This window comes from Streptomyces sp. BA2, from assembly GCF_009769735.1.
Lineage (GTDB): Bacteria > Actinomycetota > Actinomycetes > Streptomycetales > Streptomycetaceae > Streptomyces.
Map to the genome: position 1 here is coordinate 2802106 of NZ_WSRO01000002.1, position 16149 is coordinate 2818254.

At 69.2% G+C, this 16149-nt stretch carries 13 protein-coding genes; 1 reads left to right on the forward strand and 12 read right to left on the reverse strand.

Annotated elements, in window-relative coordinates; genetic code table 11:
• The first annotated feature begins 338 nt into the window (after window positions 1-338).
• Complete coding sequence (gene ileS / locus E5671_RS15325; protein ID WP_160504523.1) at window positions 339-3479, forward strand: isoleucine--tRNA ligase; 3141 nt, start codon at window positions 339-341, stop codon at window positions 3477-3479.
• Window positions 3480-3700: 221 nt separating this feature from the next.
• Here ileS and E5671_RS15330 read toward each other — a convergent pair whose 3' ends face one another.
• The 12 genes from E5671_RS15330 to E5671_RS15385 all read right to left on the reverse strand — a co-directional run bounded on the left by E5671_RS15330 (window position 3701) and on the right by E5671_RS15385 (window position 16147).
• The gene (locus E5671_RS15330) at window positions 3701-4804 is read right to left on the reverse strand and encodes a DivIVA domain-containing protein (protein ID WP_160504524.1); all 1104 of its coding nucleotides are present in this window, start codon (window positions 4802-4804) and stop codon (window positions 3701-3703) included.
• A gap of 46 nt (window positions 4805-4850) precedes the next feature.
• Window positions 4851-5141 carry a YggT family protein gene (locus tag E5671_RS15335; RefSeq protein ID WP_160504525.1) on the reverse strand — a complete coding sequence of 97 codons (291 nt, stop codon included), beginning with the start codon at window positions 5139-5141 and terminating at the stop codon, window positions 4851-4853.
• Between the two features lie 70 nt (window positions 5142-5211).
• Window positions 5212-5856: a cell division protein SepF gene (locus E5671_RS15340; RefSeq protein ID WP_160504526.1), complete on the reverse strand. Its 645-nt coding sequence runs from the start codon at window positions 5854-5856 to the stop codon at window positions 5212-5214.
• 124 nt (window positions 5857-5980) lie between these two features.
• A complete protein-coding gene (locus E5671_RS15345; RefSeq protein WP_160504527.1) occupies window positions 5981-6700 on the reverse strand; it encodes a YggS family pyridoxal phosphate-dependent enzyme in 720 nt (239 codons plus the stop codon).
• Between the two features lie 6 nt (window positions 6701-6706).
• Entirely contained in the window at window positions 6707-7438 is a 732-nt protein-coding gene (gene pgeF / locus E5671_RS15350) for a peptidoglycan editing factor PgeF (RefSeq protein ID WP_160504528.1), read from the reverse strand.
• Window positions 7435-8661, reverse strand: coding sequence for a cell division protein FtsZ (gene ftsZ, locus E5671_RS15355; protein ID WP_160504529.1), 1227 nt, complete (start codon window positions 8659-8661; stop codon window positions 7435-7437). Before ftsZ ends, pgeF begins: the two co-directional genes overlap by 4 nt.
• 274 nt (window positions 8662-8935) lie before the next feature.
• Window positions 8936-9724, reverse strand: a complete 789-nt coding sequence (locus E5671_RS15360) for an FtsQ-type POTRA domain-containing protein (RefSeq protein ID WP_160504530.1) — start codon at window positions 9722-9724, stop codon at window positions 8936-8938.
• A gap of 32 nt (window positions 9725-9756) precedes the next feature.
• Window positions 9757-10851, reverse strand: coding sequence for an undecaprenyldiphospho-muramoylpentapeptide beta-N-acetylglucosaminyltransferase (gene murG / locus E5671_RS15365; protein WP_160504531.1), 1095 nt, complete (start codon window positions 10849-10851; stop codon window positions 9757-9759).
• A 6-nt stretch (window positions 10852-10857) separates the two neighbouring features.
• On the reverse strand, window positions 10858-12180 hold the full coding sequence (ftsW, locus tag E5671_RS15370; protein WP_160504532.1) for a putative lipid II flippase FtsW: 1323 nt from the start codon (window positions 12178-12180) through the stop codon (window positions 10858-10860).
• An 81-nt stretch (window positions 12181-12261) separates the two neighbouring features.
• Complete coding sequence (gene murD / locus E5671_RS15375) at window positions 12262-13686, reverse strand: UDP-N-acetylmuramoyl-L-alanine--D-glutamate ligase (RefSeq protein WP_160504533.1); 1425 nt, start codon at window positions 13684-13686, stop codon at window positions 12262-12264.
• A complete protein-coding gene (gene mraY, locus E5671_RS15380) occupies window positions 13668-14738 on the reverse strand; it encodes a phospho-N-acetylmuramoyl-pentapeptide-transferase (protein WP_160504534.1) in 1071 nt (356 codons plus the stop codon). Before mraY ends, murD begins: the two co-directional genes overlap by 19 nt.
• Window positions 14735-16147: a UDP-N-acetylmuramoyl-tripeptide--D-alanyl-D-alanine ligase gene (locus E5671_RS15385; RefSeq protein ID WP_160504535.1), complete on the reverse strand. Its 1413-nt coding sequence runs from the start codon at window positions 16145-16147 to the stop codon at window positions 14735-14737. The genes mraY and E5671_RS15385 overlap by 4 nt, the downstream gene beginning before the upstream one ends.
• Between the last annotated feature and the right edge of the window lie 2 nt (window positions 16148-16149).

The window sequence follows — 16149 nt, forward strand, 5'->3', positions numbered from 1 at the left end:
CGGAGGCCCGCGATAACCGGTCGGCCGGGTCCGCCCCGGCCCCGTACACTGGGCGGAGCGAGAAGCGTGGATGGGGACGAGTAGCGGCGTACGCGGCCATGAGCGACCCGGGGACGGTGTGAGCCCGGGGGCAGGCACGACGCGAAGATCACCCCGGAGCCGCCGGAAGAAAGCCGAAGCCCAGGCAGAGGCCAGTAGACCCGGCATCGCGACCCCAATGAGGGGGCTTTCCCGAGCGCCACACGCGTGGGGAAGGCCAAGGAGGGTGGTACCGCGGGAGCGCGACAAGCGGCTCTCGTCCCTCCGACGGAACGGAATCGTCCGCCGGAGGAAGCGCGTTGAACACGCAGCCGCAGTACCGCCAGGTGCCCGCCCAGGTCGACCTGCCCGCCCTTGAGCACGCCGTGCTCGACTTCTGGCGCGAGCAGAAGATCTTCGCCAAGAGCCTCGAACAGTCCGAGGGCCGCCCCGAGTGGGTCTTCTACGAGGGCCCGCCCACCGCCAACGGCATGCCGGGCGCCCACCACATCGAGGCCCGCGTCTTCAAGGACGTCTTCCCGCGCTTCCGCACCATGCGGGGCTACCACGTCGCCCGCAAGGCCGGCTGGGACTGCCACGGCCTCCCGGTCGAGCTCGCGGTCGAGAAGGAGCTCGGGTTCAACGGCAAGAAGGACATCGAGGCGTACGGCATCGCCGAGTTCAACGCCAAGTGCCGCGAGTCCGTGACCCGGCACACCGACGCCTTCGCCGACCTCACGACCCGCATGGGCTACTGGACCGACCTCGACGGCGCATACCGCACGATGAACCCCGAGTACATCGAGTCGGTCTGGTGGTCCCTGAAGGAGATCTTCAACAAGGACCTCCTGGTCCAGGACCACCGCGTCGCCCCTTGGTGCCCGCGCTGCGGCACCGGCCTCTCCGACCACGAGCTTGCGCAGGGGTACGAGACGGTCGTCGACCCGTCCGTCTTCGTCCGCTTCCCGCTCACCGGCGGCCCGCTGGCGGGCGAGGCGGCCCTCCTGGTGTGGACGACCACTCCGTGGACCCTCGTCTCCAACACGGCGGTCGCCGCGCACCCGGACGTCACGTACGTCGTCGCGTCGAACGGTGAAGAGAAGCTCGTGGTCGCCGAGCCGCTCGTCGAGAAGGCACTCGGCGAGGGCTGGGAGGTCACCGGGCAGAAGTTCACCGGCGCCGAGATGGAGCGCTGGAACTACCAACGCCCCTTCGAGCTGGTCGAGTTCCCGGCTCCGGCCCACTTCGTGGTCAACGCCGACTACGTGACCACCGAGGACGGCACCGGTCTGGTCCACCAGTCCCCCGCCTTCGGTGAGGACGACCTCAAGGTCTGCCGCTCGTACGGCCTCCCGGTCGTGAACCCGGTGCGCCCCGACGGCACCTTCGAGGAGGACGTCCCGCTCGTAGGCGGTGTCTTCTTCAAGAAGGCCGACGAAAAGCTCACCGAGGACCTCCAGGACCGCGGTCTGCTCTTCAAGCACATCCCGTACGAGCACAGCTACCCGCACTGCTGGCGCTGCCACACGGCGCTCCTGTACTACGCGCAGCCGTCCTGGTACATCCGCACCACGGCCATCAAGGACCGTCTCCTCCAGGAGAACGAGAAGACCAACTGGTTCCCCGACTCGGTCAAGCACGGCCGCTTCGGCGACTGGCTGAACAACAACGTCGACTGGGCGCTGTCCCGCAACCGCTACTGGGGCACCCCGCTGCCCATCTGGCGCTGCGAGGAAGGCCACTTGACGTGCGTGGGCTCGCGCGCCGAGCTCTCCGACCTGACGGGCACCGACCAGTCGGAACTCGACCCGCACCGCCCGTACATCGACGCGGTCACCTTCCCCTGCCCGACCTGCCAGGAGACCGCGACGCGCGTCCCCGAGGTCATCGACGCCTGGTACGACTCCGGTTCGATGCCGTTCGCGCAGTGGGGATACCCGTACAAGAACAAGGAGCTCTTCGAGAGCCGGTACCCGGCGCAGTTCATCTCGGAGGCCATCGACCAGACCCGCGGCTGGTTCTACACGCTCATGGCGGTGGGCACCCTGGTCTTCGACAAGTCCTCGTACGAGAACGTCGTGTGCCTCGGCCACATCCTCGCCGAGGACGGCCGCAAGATGTCCAAGCACCTGGGCAACATCCTCCAGCCGATCCCGCTCATGGACCAGCACGGCGCCGACGCGGTGCGCTGGTTCATGGCGGCCGGCGGCTCCCCGTGGGCGGCGCGCCGCGTGGGTCACGGCACCATCCAGGAGGTCGTCCGCAAGACGCTCCTCACGTACTGGAACACGGTCGCCTTCCAGGCCCTGTACGCCCGTACGTCGAAGTGGGCCCCCAGCGACGCCGACCCGGCGCCCGCCGACCGCCCGCTCCTGGACCGCTGGCTGCTCAGCGAGCTGCACGCGCTCACCGACCAGGTCACCCAGGCCCTGGAGGGCTACGACACCCAGCGCGCGGGCAAGCTCCTGTCCACGTTCGTCGACAACCTCTCCAACTGGTACGTACGCCGTTCGCGCCGCCGCTTCTGGCAGGGCGACAAGGCGGCGCTGCGCACCCTGCACGAGGTCCTGGAGACGGTCACCCGCCTGATGGCCCCGCTGACGCCGTTCATCACGGAGCGCGTCTGGCAGGACCTGGTGGTGCCGGTCGCTCCGGACGCCCCGGAGTCGGTCCACCTGACGTCCTGGCCCGAGGCCGATCTGTCGGCGATCGACCCGGACCTGTCGAAGCAGATGGTCCTCGTGCGCCGCCTGGTGGAGCTGGGCCGCGCCACGCGCGCGGAGTCGGGCGTCAAGACCCGTCAGCCGCTGTCGCGCGCGCTGATCGCGGCCACGGGCTTCGAGTCGCTCAACCCCGAACTGCACGCCCAGATCACCGAGGAGCTCAATGTCTCCTCGCTCGCGTCGCTCTCCGAGGTCGGCGGCTCACTGGTCGACACGACCGCGAAGGCCAACTTCCGCGCGCTGGGCAAGCGGTTCGGCAAGGGCGTCCAGGCGGTCGCCAAGGCCGTCGCCGACGCCGACGCGGCCGCGCTGTCCCTGGCCCTGCGCGAGGGCACGGCTTCGGTCGAGGTCGACGGCGAGACGGTGACGCTGGCCCCGGACGAGGTCATCATCACGGAGACCCCGCGCGAGGGCTGGTCGGTGGCGTCCGACTCCGGTGCCACGGTCGCCCTCGACCTGGAGATCACGGAGGAGCTGCGCCGGGCAGGCCTTGCCCGTGACGCGATCCGCCTGATCCAGGAGGCCCGCAAGAACAGCGGCCTGGACGTCGCGGACCGGATCGCCCTGCGCTGGACCTCCACGGACCCGGCCGTGATCACGGCCCTGTCCGACCACGACGGCCTCATCGCGGACGAGGTCCTCGCCACGGACTTCCAGCAGGGCGAGGCCGACGACGCGTACGGCGAGACGTTCACGGACGAGTCCCTGTCCCTGACGTTCCGCCTCCGCAAGGCATAGCCGAACCGGGTAGCCACGAAGGCCCGGTCCCGCCAAAGATCTTGGCGGGACCGGGCCTTCGGCGTTGTGTGCCCACGCACAGATGAACGTTTCTGCAAGCACCCGCCGGCGTGTACCCGCCGGCAAGCACCCGCAAGCAGGCACACAAAAGGGCGAGGCCCCCAGAAGATCCGGGGGCCTCGCCCTGAACGCTGCCGACGCCTAAGGCGTGGAAACGGCCGTCAGTTGTCGTCCTCGTCGATGAGGAAGCCACGCATCGGCGACGGAGCCTGCTGCATGGGCTGCGGGGCCTGCGGCCGCACGGGCGCCATCGGCTGGGTCATCGCCGGCGACATCTGCTGCTGGCCGCCGTAGGACGGACCGGCGTTCTGCTGGTTGCCGCCCATCGACTGCTGACCGCCGTACGACGGGGCGCCCGCGCCGGCCGGTGCCATGGAAGGCGCCGGGGACGGCGGAAGGGAAGCAGTCGCCGGGGTCCGCGGCGGGGCCAGCGAGTCGTCGGCCTGGGTCTCCAGCTGACGGAGCTGCGACTCCAGGTAGGACTTCAGACGCGTGCGGTACTCGCGCTCGAAGCCGCGCAGGTCCTCGACCTTGCGCTCCAGCGTGGCGCGTGCGGACTCCAGGGAGCCCATCGCGACGCGGTGCTTCTCCTGCGCGTCCCGCTCCAGGGCGTCGGCCTTGGCACGGGCGTCACGCTCGAGGCCCTCGGCGCGCGAACGGGCCTCGCCGACGATCTTGTTGGCCTCGGAACGGGCCTCCGCGATCGCCTGGTCCGCGGTCTGCTGGGCGAGGGAGAGCACGCGCGCGGCGCTGTCGCCACCGGGGCCCTGACCGGGCTGGGGCATCTGCGGACCGTGGCCGCCCATGGGACCACCCATGGGGCCGCCCATCGGGCCACCCTGACCCATCGGGCCGGGACCCTGCGGGCCACCCTGCTGGTGCTGCTGGCCGTGGCCGCTGGGGCCCGCGGGCAGCTGCGGCGCACCACCGGGCAGCTGCGGCGGACCGCCCATCTGCTGGTGCTGCGGGTGCTGCTGCGGCGGCACCGGCTGCGGACCTGATATTGCGGCGGGCACCGGGGCGCCGGGACCGCGCTGGTCCTGCGGTTCCGGAGGCTTGCGCATGCCGCCCTGCTGCTGGTTCTGCGCAGCGGCGCGGGTGGCTGCGGCCAGTTTGGCGCGCAGGTCCTCGTTCTCGCGGAGCAAGCGAGTCAGTTCGGCTTCGACCTCATCGAGGAAGGCATCGACCTCGTCCTCGTCATAGCCTTCTCGGAGGCGGACGGTCGTGAACTGCTTGTTCCGCACGTCCTCGGGGGTCAACGGCATCTCTTCACCTCAACGTAGTCGTCGGCATTCGGCAAGACCGTATCGTTCACACAGACACCGACCTGACGACGGTGATCAGGATGTAGACGATGATCATCAGTACGAAGAAGGACAGGTCGAGCGCCACGCCCCCGAGACGCAGCGGCGGGATGAACCGCCGCAGAAGCTTGAGCGGTGGATCAGTGACAGTGTAGGTGGCCTCCAAAATGACCACCATCGCCTTGCCGGGTTGCCATGAGCGGGCGAACTGGAAGACGTAGTCCATGACCAACCGGAAGATCAGCACGATGAGGAAGCACATCAGCGCGATGTAAAGCACCTGCCAGACCACGCTCATGTTCGCGGTTCCCTCTCCCCTGTTACTCGTGCTGCGTTTGCCGGTTCTGCGTTACTGCTTCACTTACGTCTCAGCTCTGGTTGAAGAACCCGCCCTCTGCGATGCGAGCCTTGTCCTCCGCCGTTACATCGACGTTAGCAGGCGACAACAGGAACACCTTCTGCGTCACTCGCTCAATGCTGCCATGGAGACCGAACACCAGACCGGCGGCAAAGTCGACAAGTCGCTTCGCATCCGTGTCATCCATCTCGGTCAGATTCATGATCACCGGGGTGCCTTCGCGGAAGTGTTCCCCGATGGTACGGGCCTCGTTGTACGTCCGCGGGTGCAGCGTGGTGATGCGGTAGGGCTCCCGCTCGGACACGACCTTGGGCATGATCACCGGTGCGTTCTTCTCCAGGCTCTGGCGTTCAGGTGTGATGGATGCCACGGGGGCGATTCGTGCCGGACGTCCGGATTCCGCGGCTAGCGAAGCGGAATGGGCGACCGGCTCACGCTGTGCGGGGGGCTGTACCACTCGTACCGATTCGTCCCGATCAGACGCGTGTGCCTGACGGGACTGGTGCGACTGGTGTGGCGGATCGTGCCGCCTGCGGTCCCGCTCGGGCTCCGGCTCGGGTTCGAATTCGTCATCGGGGTCGAACCCCGGACCGTCGTACCCGTCGTCCTCCACGAGGCCGAGGTAGACCGCCATCTTGCGCATCGCGCCGGCCATGCTCTGAGTCCTCCGCTCTGTGGTGGATCGGCTGTCGTCACCAACTGCCCGCGATCCACGAGGTCTCCCCGCCCAACAGCGAGAATGACCATATTTTCTGCTGTGGTCCGACTTCTTGGCGACGTTACCCGAGCCCGGGTCGGACTCCGAGTACCGCCGTACCGACGCGCACATGTGTCGCTCCGGCCGCCACGGCCTGTTCGAGGTCCGCACTCATCCCTGCCGACACCATGTTCGCAGCCGGATGAGTCGCGCGCATGAGGGTTGAGAATTCCATCAGCCGCTCGAACGCCGCCTGTTGCCGCCCCGCGTACGGACCGGTGAGCGGCGCCACGGTCATCAGACCGTCGAGCCGCAGCCCCGGAGCCTGCGCCACGAGTCCGGCCAACTCTTCGATGCCGCCGGGGCCCACGCCCCCGCGCTCGCCCCTGCCGTTCTCCTCGGCGTCGAGGGCGACCTGGATCAGGCAGCCGAGTTCCCGCTCGGCCCGCACGGCACCGTTCGACAGGGCCGTGACGAGCTTGGGGCGGTCCACGGACTGGACCACATCGGCATAACTGACCACAGAACGGACCTTGTTGGTCTGCAATTGACCGACAAAGTGCCAAGCAAGGGGAAGATCCGAGCAGTCGGCGGCCTTGGGGGCCGCGTCCTGGTCACGGTTCTCGGCGACATGGCGCACACCGAGCTCCGAGAGGATCCGCACATCGCTCGCGGGGTAGGTCTTGGTGACCACGATCAGGGTCACCTCCTCCCGCTTGCGCCCGGCCGCCGCGCACGCCGCGGCGATGCGCTCTTCGACCTTCGCCAGATTCGCGGCGAGTTGAGACTTACGGTCCGTCATGCCCTATCAGTCCAGCCAGACATAGCCCGCGAGACGACCGGTGGTCCGGTCGCGGCGGTACGAGAAGTGGTCACCGGATTCCAGGGTGCACACCGGCGACTGCTCCCGGTCGCGCACCCCGAGCCGCTCCAGCTGGGCGTGCGCCCCCGCGGTCACGTCGACCGCCGGAGTGCCCCAGCTCGTCTCGGCGTACGCCGCCGGCTCGATCGCGGCGGCATCGGCGCGCATCGCCTCCGGCACTTCGTAGCAGCGGCCGCAGACGGCGGGCCCGGTGCGGGCGACGACGCGGGCCGGGTCGGCGCCCAGCTTCACCATCGCCTCGACGGCGGCGGGGACGACCCCCGCCAGCATGCCGGGCCGCCCCGCGTGAGCCGCCGCCGCGACCTTGGCGACCGGGTCGGCGAGCAGGACGGGCGTGCAGTCCGCGGTGAGGACCACCAGGGCGAGGCCACGGCGGGCGGTCACCACGGCGTCGACCGCCGGGATCTCGGCCTCGGAACCCCAGGGTCCATCGACCACCGCGACATCGGGGCCGTGCACCTGGTTCATCCAGACGACCCGCTCCGGTTTGATGCCCAGCGACTTGGCGGCCAGCGCGCGGTTGGCCCGCACGGCCTGTGGGTCGTCGCCGACCGCGCCGCCGAGATTGAGCTCTTCGTACGGAACGGCGCTCACCCCGCCCCACCTGTCGGTGAAGGCGAAGTGCGCGCCGCTCACGGTGCTGTGCTGGCTTATCACTTCAGGAAGTCCGGCACGTCCAGCTCTTCGGCCTGGCTGTCCGAGTACGGACGGGCCGGCGGAACCTGCGGCGGGGCCACGGGCGCGGACGGGGTCTCGTTGACCGGAGTCGCCTCGACCGGCTCCGGAGCCGGCTTCTCCTCGTGCGGCGTGACGCTGCCGAGACCGCCGTACGTCGAACGGGACTCGGCCGGACGGCTCGTGGCCGACGGCTGCTCGTCACGCTGCTTGGTAGGCGAAGCCGAACCGAGGACGGTGTCGCGCTTGGACGGCGGCTGTCCCCCGTCGAAGCCCGCCGCGATGACGGTGACCCGGACCTCGTCGCCCAGGGCGTCGTCGATGACGGCGCCGAAGATGATGTTGGCCTCGGGGTGGGCCGCCTCGCTGACCAGTTGGGCCGCTTCGTTGATCTCGAAGAGGCCGAGGTCGGAGCCGCCGGAGATGGAGAGCAGGACGCCCCGCGCTCCGTCGATGGACGCCTCCAGGAGTGGCGAGGAGATCGCCATCTCGGCGGCGGCCACCGCGCGGTCGTCGCCGCGCGCCGAACCGATGCCCATCAGGGCCGAACCGGCCTCGGACATGACCGACTTGACGTCGGCGAAGTCGAGGTTGATCAGACCCGGGGTCGTGATGAGGTCGGTGATGCCCTGGACACCGGAGAGCAGGACCTGGTCCGCCGACTTGAAGGCGTCCAGAACGCTGACCTGGCGGTCCGAGATGGACAGGAGCCGGTCGTTGGGGATGACGATGAGGGTGTCGACCTCTTCGCGCAGCTCCGCGATCCCGTCCTCGGCCTGGTTGGCGCGACGACGGCCCTCGAAGGTGAACGGCCGGGTCACGACGCCGATGGTCAGGGCGCCCAGGGAGCGGGCGATGTTGGCGACGACAGGTGCGCCGCCGGTGCCGGTGCCGCCGCCTTCGCCGGCGGTGACGAAGACCATGTCGGCCCCCTTGAGGACCTCCTCGATCTCCTCGCGGTGGTCCTCGGCCGCCTTGCGGCCGACTGCCGGGTTGGCTCCGGCGCCGAGGCCGCGGGTGAGTTCACGGCCGACGTCGAGCTTGACGTCGGCGTCGCTCATCAACAGGGCTTGCGCGTCGGTGTTGATGGCGATGAACTCGACGCCCTTGAGACCGACCTCGATCATCCGGTTGATGGCATTGACACCACCGCCGCCGACACCGATGACTTTGATGACTGCGAGGTAGTTCTGCGGTGCTGCCACGTCGAAGGCCTCTCGCCTCGAGTTACGTGTCGCCGCCTCGCGGTCAAGCGCCGCGACGACTGATGCCGAATGGGACGGTCCGAACGCCGACCCGAACCCTAACGCTGAAGTTTAGGGTTACCAGTGTGTCTGTTCCTTGGACTCTCCGAACAGGACACTAAGTCGACAAGTGGCGCACGTTCAACGAACACGCCGAACCTCCCGTTTTTCTTTTCACCCTATGTGATCAGCCGTAGCGCTGCCGAACCAGGGTGCTGGCCTGCGACGATATGCGTCAACTCGCCGATGACGCAGGGGCGGTGGGGACACTCACATCGAAGTGCCGTGCCTTGGGGGCGGCTTTCATCAGGGCGGTGAGTGTGCTTGCCTTCGTCCGGCCCTTCTCACTGCTGCCCCACGCTACGGTGCGTCCGCCCCTCAACTCCAGCGAGATCGAGTCGTACGAACGGGCCTTGACGACACGTGTATCGCGGGCCACCACTGCGGGCAGCGCACCCGCGACCTGTACCGCCTCACGCCGCAGTCGGTGGGAGTCGAAACGGCGCAGACTCGCCGCCGCGTTCTCCTGATCCGGCCTCAATTCCAGCAGCGGAACACCCTTCGGCGCATGTCCGACCGTGGCGAATCGCACGCCCTTGGCGTCCACTTCGACGAACTTTCCGCCCTTTTCGATAAGGAGAACCGGCTTGCGTTCGGTCACTTTCAGACCGATTCCGTGCGGCCAGGAACGGACGACGTCGACCGAATCGATACGCGGAAGTCTCTTCCGCAGCCGGTCCTCGATCGCGTCGGTGTCGACCGAGATCAGGGGCGCCCCGACCGGGGCCGCGGCGGCTTCGCGTACCTCGCCGGGCGTCAGAATCCGCGTCCCGGACGTCGTCACGCGCTCCAGGCGCAGATACTGCGAGCCGTAGAGCAGCCAGACTCCACCCGCGCCGAGCAGCACGAGCGCGATCAGCGAGAGGACCAGGGTGCGCGGCCGCGGCATGCGTACGCGGGAGCGCGGGGGGCGGGGCGGGCCGGAGTCGAGCTTCTGCCGTTCGGCGGTGGTCGGTCCGGCCACGGTCCCTGCCTTCTTTGCCTTCTAGTGCCGTCTCACCCGTTGCGGCGGGACGCGATCGCCTCGTACACCATGCCGACGAGGAGGTCGTCGGCATCCCTGCGGCCGAACTCCGATGCGGCGCGGGACATCTCGTACAGCCGGTGCGGATCGGCGAGCACCGGGAGTACGTTGCCCTGCACCCACTCGGGCGTCAGTTCGGCGTCGTCCACGAGGAGTCCACCGCCCGCCTTGACCACCGGCTGGGCGTTCAGCCGCTGTTCGCCGTTGCCGATGGGCAGCGGTACGTACGCGGCCGGAAGCCCGACGGCGGAGAGTTCGGCGACGGTCATCGCGCCCGCACGGCAGAGCATCATGTCCGCCGCGGCGTACGCGAGGTCCATCCGGTCCACGTACGGTACCGGGATGTAGGGCGGCATACCGGGCATGTTCTCGACGTACGGCATTTCGTTCTTCGGGCCGACCGCGTGCAGGATCTGGATCCCGGCGCGCTGGAGCACCGGAGCGACCTGCTGGACGACCTCGTTGAGCCGCCGGGCGCCCTGCGAACCGCCGGAGACAAGGAGCGTCGGCAGGTTCGGGTCGAGGCCGAAGGCGGCGCGCGCCTCCGGGCGGACCCGGGCCCTGTCGAGCGTGGCGATGGTGTGGCGCAGCGGAATGCCGATGTAGCGGGAGTTGCGCAGCTTGCTGTCGGGGGTGGCAACGGCCACCCCGTGGGCGTACCGCGACCCGATCTTGTTGGCGAGGCCCGGACGCGCGTTGGCCTCGTGCACGACGATCGGCGTACCGGTCCGCTTGGCCGCGAGGTACCCCGGCAGCGCGACATAGCCGCCGAAGCCGACCACGCAGTCCGCCTTCGTACGCTCCAGGATCTGCTCGGCCGCCTTGATCGTGCCGCGCAGCCGCCCCGGGACGGTGATCAGCTCAGGGGTTGGCTTGCGCGGCAGCGGTACGGCCGGGATCAGCGCGAGTTCGTAGCCCCGCTCCGGTACGAGCCGGGTCTCGAGTCCACGCTCCGTGCCCAGGGCCGTGATGCCCACGGTCGGGTCCTGCCTCCGCAGGGCGTCCGCGAGGGCGAGCGCGGGCTCGATGTGGCCGGCGGTCCCCCCACCGGCGAGTACGACATGCACCGAAATTCACCGCTCTCCGGACGAACGCGCCTTGACGCGCCGTCTCATCGTGTTCCATCTCACCCGAGGTTGCCGCATGGCCAGGGCCGCCTTTGCCGCCGGCTCGTCCCGCGCGAAGGCGATGAGGAGTCCGATGGCGAACATGGTCGGCAGCAGGGCTGACCCACCGTAGGAGAACAGCGGGAGCGGGACACCGGCGATCGGCAGCAGACCGAGCACCGCACCGACGTTGATCACGGCCTGCGCCGTGATCCAGGTGGTCACGCCTCCCGCGGCATACCGTACGAAGGGGTCCTCCGTGCGTCCGGCCACGCGGATACCCGCATAGCCTAGAGCCGCGAACAGAGCGAGCACCGACAGTGTCCCCGCCAGGCCGAGTTCCTCCCCGGTGATGGCGAAGATGAAGTCGGTGTGCGGTTCCGGCAGTTGACCCCATTTTTCCACACTGGCGCCGAGGCCGGAACCGAAGAATCCGCCGGACGCCAGGGCGTAGATCCCGTGCACGGCCTGCCAGCACTGGTCGCCGGGGCCGGGATCCGTCGCGCCGATGCAGGCGAGCCTCGCCATGCGGTTGGGGCTGGTCTTGATGAGGATCACGCCGAGCAGGGTCGCGATCGAGAGCACCCCCGCGAAGAGCCGCGTGGGCGCCCCCGCGAGCCAGAGCAGGCCGAAAAGGATCGCCGTGAGGATGATCGCCGTGCCCATGTCGCCGCCCAGCATGATCAGGCCGAGCAGCATGAAGGCGACGGGGACGAGCGGCACCAGCATGTGTTTCCACTGGGTCAGGAGGCGCTTGTCCTGTTTACGGGCGAGCAGGTCCGCGCCCCACAGGACGAGGGCGAGCTTGGCGAACTCACTGGGCTGGAGCTGGAAGGGGCCGCCCAGATAGATCCAGTTCTGGTTTCCGTTGACGCTGCGCCCTATCCCCGGGATCTGCACGAGGACCATCAGGAAGACGGTCACCGCGAGGATGGGATAGGCGAGCGCCCGGTGCAGCTTGATGGGCATCCGCATGGCCACGAGCAGCAGGACCGAGCCCAGGACGGCCGCGACGAACTGCTTGCGGAAGAAGTACGCGGCGGGCAGGTCGAGCTGCAGCGCCTGGATCATCGACGCCGAGTAGACCATCACCAGGCCGAGCACGGTGATCAGCAGGCTGCTGCCGAAGATGAGGTAGTACGCGGTCAGCGGCCGGTCCCAGGCGCGCTTGGCGCGGGTGTAGGACCGCCGTACCGGGTTCTCCCGCGGCGGGCGGGGTGCGCCCGCGGAACGGATCGGCGCGGGCCGCTTGGCGAGGCGCGTGGGCGCGCGCCCACTACTGCCGGCCATCAGGACCCCCGAACGGCCACCACGACGCTGCCACGTGCCCTCCTAAGGGTGCCGGGCGCCCCCGGACCACCGGGGTCCGCGTCAGGCGCTCGCGCCGAGTTCGCGGACCGCGTCCGCGAACGCGTCACCACGCTTGTTGTAGTTGGTGAACATGTCCATCGACGCACAGGCCGGAGCCATCAGTACGGTGTCCCCCGGCTCGGCGAGCCGTGCCGCCTGCCGTACCGCCTCGGACATCGCCCCAGTGTCGGTCCGGTCGAGGTCGACGACCGGGACCTCGGGGGCGTGTCGCGCGAGGGCTTCGCGGATCAGCGCGCGGTCGGCGCCGATCAGGACAACACCCCGCAGCCGCTTGGCCGACTTGGTGACCAGCTCGTCGAAGGTGGCGCCCTTGGCGAGCCCGCCCGCGATCCAGACGATGGATTCGTACGCCGCCAACGACGCTTCCGCGGCGTGGGTGTTGGTGGCCTTGGAGTCGTCGACGTACGCCACACCGGCCACGTCGGCGACGTGCTCGATGCGGTGGGCGTCGGGACGGAACGCGCGCAGACCGTCGCGTACGGCCGTCGCCGGGACGCCGTAGGCGCGCGCGAGAGCTGCCGCGGCCAGGGCGTTGGCGATGTTGTGCGGCGCGGGCGGCTGCACGTCGGAGATCTCGGCGAGCTCCTGCGCCTGCTTCTGACGGTCCGGCACGAAGGCACGGTCGACCAGAATGCCGTCCACGACGCCCAGTTGCGAGGGCGCGGGCGCATTCAGCGTGAAACCGACGGCCCGGCAGCCCTCTTCGACGTCGGCCTCGCGGACGAGGTCTTCCGTCGCCTTGTCGGCGACGTTGTAGACGCAGGCGATCTGATTGCCCTCGTAGATCCGGCCCTTGTCGGCGGCGTACGCCTCCATGGAGCCGTGCCAGTCCAGGTGGTCGGGCGCGAGGTTCAGGACGGTCGCGGAGTGGGCGCGCAGCGAGGGCGCCCAGTGCAGCTGGTAGCTGGAGAGCTCGACGGCGAGGACGTCGTACGGCTCGTCGCCGGTGACGACGTCGAGCAGCGATACCCCGATGTTGCCGACGGCGGCGGTCCGCAGACCGGCCGCCTCCAGGATCGAGGCCAGCATGCGCACGGTCGTGGTCTTGCCGTTCGTGCCGGTGACCGCGAGCCATGGCGCGGCGTCGGGGCCGCGCAGACGCCAGGCCAGCTCGACGTCGCCCCACACCTCGACACCGGCAGCCGCGGCCGCCGCGAAGAGCGGCTTGTCCGGCTGCCAGCCGGGCGTGGTGACGATGAGTTCGGTGCCTTCGGGCAGGGTGGCCCCGTCGCCGAGGCGGACGCTGATGCCCTCGGACCTCAGCTCATCGGCCTGCGTACGGGAGCGCTCGTCGTCGCCGTCGTTGACGACCGTGACGACGGCGCCCAGGCCGTTCAGCACGCGGGCCGCCGGGATTCCGGAGACGCCGAGCCCGGCGACGGTGACGTTCTTCCCCTGCCAGCTGGTCACTTCTTGGCTGCCCATCCTGCGTAGAAGAGGCCGAGTCCGACGATCACGCACATGCCCTGGATGATCCAGAAGCGGACCACCACAAGGACTTCGGACCACCCCTTGAGTTCGAAGTGGTGCTGCAGTGGCGCCATGCGGAAGACGCGCTTGCCGGTCATGCGGAACGAGCCGACCTGGATGACGACGGACATCGTGATCAGGACGAAGAGACCGCCGAGCAGGGCGAGCAGCATCTCGGTGCGCGAGCAGATCGCGAGTCCGGCGAGCGCGCCGCCGAGGGCGAGCGAGCCGGTGTCACCCATGAAGATCTTGGCGGGCGAGGTGTTCCACCACAGGAAGCCGAAGCAGGCGCCCATCAGCGCGGAGGCCACCACCGCGAGGTCGAGTGGGTCTCTGACCTCGAAACACGCCTGTGGGTTGGTCAGCGTGACCGCGTTGGCGCAGGACTCCTGGTACTGCCAGACACCGATGAAGGTGTACGCGCCGAAGACCATCACGGAGGCGCCCGTGGCGAGGCCGTCGAGGCCGTCGGTGAGGTTCACGCCGTTCGACATCGCGAGGATCATGAACAGCGCCCAGACCACGAAGAGCACCGGGCCGATCGACCAGCCGAAGTCCGTGACGAACGACAGCTTGGTGGAGGCCGGGGTCTGGTTGCGGTTGTCCGGCCAGTTCAGCGCGAGCACGGCGAAGCCGATGCCGACGATCAGCTGTCCGGCCATCTTCGCCTTGGCGCGCAGACCGAGCGAGCGCTGCTTCACGATCTTGATGTAGTCGTCGAGGAAGCCGACGAGGCCCATGCCCGCCATCAGGAAGAGCACGAGGAGACCGGAGAGCGTGGTCTCCGTGCCCGTGATGATCTTCGTGAGGAAGTACGCGATGAGCGTGGCGAGGATGAAGGCGATGCCACCCATGGTCGGCGTACCGCGCTTGCTGTGGTGCTCGCGCGGGCCGTCGTCCCGGATGAACTGCCCATAGCCCTTGCGGGCAAGGAACTTGATAAGGAGCGGGGTTCCGACCAGGGTCAGGAAGAGCCCGATCACACCCGCGAAGAGGATCTGCCTCATCGGCCGGCGACCTGCCCCTCGGACGACGCGGAGTCATCGAGCAGCGCCGTGGCGACCCGCTCGAGACCGACCGATCTGGAAGCCTTCACCAGCACGACGTCTCCCGGGCGCAGCTCGCTGCGCAGCAGGTCGATCGCCGCCTGTGCGTCGGACACGTGCACCGACTCCTCACCCCACGAACCCTCGTTGTATGCGCCCAGTTGGAGCCAGGACGCTTCCCTGCCCCCGACTGCCACGAGCTTGCTCACGTTCAGCCGGACAGCGAGCCGTCCGACCGCGTCGTGTTCGGCGAGCCCGTCGTCACCGAGCTCGGCCATGTGACCGAGCACCGCCCACGTACGACGTCCCTTGGCCATGGCCGCGAGCGCGCGCAGGGCGGCTCGCATGGACTCGGGGTTCGCGTTGTAGGCGTCGTTGACGACCGTCACGCCGTCCGGGCGCTCGGTGACCTCCATCCGCCAGCGGGACAGCGTGCCCGCCTCGGAGAGCGCGCGGGCGATCTCGTCTGCGGACATGCCCAGCTCATGGGCGACGGCGGCCGCGGCAAGCGCGTTCGACACGTGGTGCTCACCGTACAGCCGCAAGGTCACGTCGCTGCACCCGGAGGGTGTGTGCAGCGTAAAGGCGGGCTGTCCGATCTCCGTGAGCCGGACATTCTCGGCACGTACGTCGGCGTCGGCGGCCTCTCCGAAGAGCAGGACGCGCGCCTTCGTGCGCGAAGCCATGGCGCGGACGAGGGGGTCGTCGGCGTTGAGGACGGCGGTGCCGTCGGCGGGGAGGCTCTCGACGAGTTCACCCTTCGCCACTGCGATCTGCTCGCGTCCGCCGAACTCGCCGATGTGGGCGGTCCCTACGTTGAGCACGAGGCCGATCTTCGGCGGGGTGAGGCCGGTGAGGTAGCGGATGTGGCCGATGCCGCGCGCGCCCATCTCCAGGACGAGGAAGCGCGTCTCGTCGGTGGCGCTGAGGGCGGTGAGCGGCAGGCCGATCTCGTTGTTGAGCGAGCCCGGCGTGAAGACCGTGGGCGCCTTGCTCCGCAGGACCTGGGCGAGCAGGTCCTTGGAGCTTGTCTTGCCGACGGAGCCGGTGAGCGCCACGAGCGTCGCGCCGAGCCGCTCCACGACGTGCCGCGCAAGGGCTCCGAGCGCCGCCTGCACGTCGTCGACGACGATGGCGGGCACGCCGACGGGGCGCGAGGCGAGGACGGCGGCGGCGCCCGCTTCGACCACGGCGGACGCGTAGTCGTGGCCGTCGACGCGCTCGCCGGCGAAGGCGACGAAGAGGCTGCCGGGCTCCACTTCACGGGAGTCCCTGACGACCGGTCCGGTGACCTGGACGGACGGATCCGGTATGTCGTACGTCTGCCCGCCGACGACAGTGGCGATCTCGGCGAGGGAGAGGGCGATCACAG

Coding starts and splice junctions, on each gene's coding strand:
- mraY (WP_160504534.1), bottom strand. CDS start 14,738: ATGAGGCAGATCCTCTTCGCGGGTGTGATCGGGCTCTTCCTGACCCTG.
- E5671_RS15330 (WP_160504524.1), bottom strand. CDS start 4,804: ATGCCGTTGACCCCCGAGGACGTGCGGAACAAGCAGTTCACGACCGTC.
- E5671_RS15345 (WP_160504527.1), bottom strand. CDS start 6,700: ATGACGGACCGTAAGTCTCAACTCGCCGCGAATCTGGCGAAGGTCGAA.
- E5671_RS15335 (WP_160504525.1), bottom strand. CDS start 5,141: ATGAGCGTGGTCTGGCAGGTGCTTTACATCGCGCTGATGTGCTTCCTC.
- murD (WP_160504533.1), bottom strand. CDS start 13,686: ATGGGCAGCCAAGAAGTGACCAGCTGGCAGGGGAAGAACGTCACCGTC.
- ftsW (WP_160504532.1), bottom strand. CDS start 12,180: ATGGCCGGCAGTAGTGGGCGCGCGCCCACGCGCCTCGCCAAGCGGCCC.
- E5671_RS15340 (WP_160504526.1), bottom strand. CDS start 5,856: ATGGCCGGCGCGATGCGCAAGATGGCGGTCTACCTCGGCCTCGTGGAG.